Source organism: Anaplasma bovis, from assembly GCF_036903315.1.
Classification (GTDB): domain Bacteria; phylum Pseudomonadota; class Alphaproteobacteria; order Rickettsiales; family Anaplasmataceae; genus Anaplasma; species Anaplasma bovis.
Genome location: NZ_JAWLNY010000077.1, coordinates 1 through 3454, shown reverse-complemented (window position 1 = coordinate 3454; position 3454 = coordinate 1). Strand labels below are relative to the sequence as shown.

Here is a 3454-nt window from a genome sequence, read left to right as displayed (position 1 = left end):
GCATCAACATCGCAACAACCTATCACACAACTAAAAAAGCAGCGCCCAGTCAGCTATTATCACATCTTCCCTGCTACTAGTGCAGATGAGAAGGCACCCTATTCTGCTAACACTAGCACCACAAATACACAAACATCGTCGTTACTTAGAGATAATCCGAATAATGGTGTATCTTTTTCTAGGCTAAGCAAAAATTTCAAAACCAATTCTACATCTGATATAGCTACTACTTCCGGCAGTGTGGCAGTAAATACTCAAGGGAAATTACAACAAAAAAATGCATCCCTTCCGGATTTGTGCAGCGAGTACTTACCTAGCGGCGGAATTATAGACTGTGCATATAATGTACCTACTAATAGTGCATCATTGCACAAAGTAGGTAATATTCAGGACTTAAGTGAAGCAGGAAAAACAGCGTCGACTAGCAAGAGATCAAAAGCGGGTATGCTACGTTCATCTGATGCTTCTCTTCTAACAATACATGAAGAACATGAGCAGCCATTTAGTGCTGAGACCTTCTCAGATATCAGGAGAGCCATGAAAAAAATCAACAGATCTCGTTTTTCAGAAGCGTACCAAGATATCTTATCTAGGGAACATTCATCGTTCGCAGAAACCCCTTCCAATGCTCCTTCTGCTACACGAAATGACTCGGCTATATCTAAGATAATAAGGTCATTTGAGGAAAAGGGTAAAGCTGCCTCTCAGAACTTGCCTAAAGATCTTCCTAGTACAATGCATAGGTAGTTTCACATTTTCTCATACTCTACGGCATAGAGTGGGAATAACCTGCCCTATGCCGTATGTAATGTGTAAGTTATACATCCGCCCCACCTTTCCATGTGCTCTTATCGGCGATACGTGCGAAAAATTTTCTTAATCCCACCTTGCCAGTGTGGAAAATCCATGTTGCTACACAATACACTCACCTGATATATTAACTAACGGAGACCTTCATTCTCTCAGCGAAATGTTAAACGTAAGTCTAGATGACCTATACTCAATGGACGGACTTAAAAAGCTAGATTTACTGTTTCTGGAAGACGTAAAAAAGCACTCAGATAGCCTACTAGAGAGCACTATACAAGCGAGAAATGCCAAGATTGGCAGCACGGAAATTATGCTTGAACTAGCCTTCGTATTAGAAAAATTTATCGTCAAATTGTTTGGTGTTGAGAAAGAAGTTGAACAGCTCAGCGTCGTACATGAACAATTCTCATCCATATACAAATGTAAAAGAAACTTTGTGCACAGATATGCTCTGCGCAAATACTCAAACCCTGCAGATCTCAATATAGAGGAGATAACGAGTGGCCTAGCAAATTTCATGAGCATGCCTATAGACGAGTCCACTTTTGCTCATCAAGTTAACGAATGGATGCAGAATCCAGAACAATATGAAAGTGAAATAGATGCGGCAGCAAAGTACGCTGCATATATGACACATGCAGACAACAAGTCTATCCTCTTTCAAGTGCCTGAAAAATATGACGTTGAAAATCTGGTCCCTATTGAAAATACGCAGCTAAGTTGCTCTATAGATGCGAAAATTATCCGACCTAAATTAGAAAAGATAAGAATGGGATTTAATGTTGCTACGCAACCATCTGAAAATTACGCACTTAACGAAGTACACTATTGTATAGTGTGTCACAAACAGAACCGTGACAGCTGTTCTAAAGGCATGCAAGACAAGTCTGGTGGCTTCAAAGCGTCCCCTCTGGGGGTTGCGATGACTGGATGCCCGTTAAAAGTCAAGATCTCAGAAGTAAATTTACTGAGAAGCCAAGGGCTTGTTATCGCTCCTTTGGCAGTTGTCGTAATAGATAATCCGATGTGTGCATTGACAGGACATAGAATCTGCAATGATTGCTCCCGCGCGTGCATATACCAAAAGCAACAGCAAGTTGACATCCCCTCCATAGAAACGCACATTTTGGATTCTGTCCTGAATCTAAGTTACGGATTTGAGATATATTCCCTGTTCACCCGTTGGAATCCGTTAGCCTTTGCAAATGTACTTCCTCAAACTCCCACTAACAAGAATGTTCTCGTAGTGGGCCTTGGCCCAGCTGGAATAGGATTGTCACATTACTTGCTAAACGAGGGACACAACGTTGTAGCTATAGATGGTCTAAAAATTGATCCACTCCCTGAGAATCTCTCAGGAGTGACGAAGTGTGGAAAGAAACAACGCTTTTCTCTGATAAAAGATGTAAAAACTGAGCTGTTTGAACACCTAGACTATAGGACTTCCTATGGATTCGGAGGAGTAGCTGAATATGGCATTACGGCACGGTGGAATAAAAACTACTTGAAAGTGGCTAGACTGCTTTTAGAGAGAAGGGACAATTTTGCCATGTATGGCGGAGTTATGTTAGGCAGCACTTTAAGCGTGGCTGATGCGCTATCATTTGGATTTCACCATGTAGCACTTGCTACTGGAGCTGGCGCTCCCAGAATTCCAGACATAAAGAACGTTTTAGCCAAGGGAGTGCTCACTGCCTCATCATTTCTGATGTCTCTTCATCTTGGCAATGCGCCACATACTGACTCTGTAACAAATTTACAAATCCGGTTCCCCTGCGTGGTGATAGGTGGAGGATTAACAGCTGTAGACACTGCAACAGAATTGCTGGCCTATTACCCTGTACAAGTTGAAAAGTTTCTCTCTAGATATGAAGAAGTAACTGAGAAATACGGCAAGTCCGTGGAAGATGAATGGGATGCAGAGGAGCGCAAAATATTTGGTGAATTTATCTCCCATGCACAGCAGATAAGGGAGGAAAAGAAGCGAGCTAAAGCTGAGAATAGGATTCCAAATATTTTGGGCTTACTGAAACAGTGGAATGGCGTCACAATCGTTTACAGGGGTAGTTTTAACTCTTCCCCTGCTTACAGAATAAACAGCGAAGAACTGAGATATGCGATGTCTGAAGGGATATATTTCGCGGAGAATCTTCAGCTTCACAAAATAGCGATTGATGAACATAATCACGCTTCGGGAGTAGTGGCCATAGACTCAAATGGTGAGGAAAAGTTCATACCAGCAAAGTGCATAGTAATTGCTGTAGGTACATGTGAAAATTCTGTAATTTTTGAAGATGACACATTAAAGCAGGATTTAATTCAAAAGGCGCCTTGTCAGCTCCAGGATATACTAAAAGATGAGGAAAGTTTTTTTGTATCACCTAAAAATACGGTAAGTGCCTTTGGAGACCTGCACCCTCATTATAGAGGCAGCGTAGTGAAAGCTATTGCAAGTGCAAAAAATGGCTATTTAGCGATAAGCGAGAAGCTTGCTGACTATAAACAATGTGAGGACAATACCAAATTTTTTGAGACGATACGCAAGCTGTTCCATTCTAGTGTTGTATCTGTTGTGCCTATTGCTGACTGCACAGCCGAAATCACGATACACTCCCCCTTGGCGTCTAAGAAATTTAACCCTGGT

At 41.7% G+C, this 3454-nt stretch carries 2 protein-coding genes; both read left to right on the top strand.

Annotation, left to right across the window (positions count from 1 at the left end; genetic code table 11):
* Window positions 1-747: hypothetical protein (locus R4I06_RS04525; RefSeq protein ID WP_334414394.1), on the top strand; the 747-nt coding region annotated here is incomplete at its 5' end.
* Window positions 748-970: 223 nt separating this feature from the next.
* Window positions 971-3454: FAD-dependent oxidoreductase (locus R4I06_RS04520; RefSeq protein WP_334414393.1), on the top strand; the 2484-nt coding region annotated here is incomplete at its 3' end.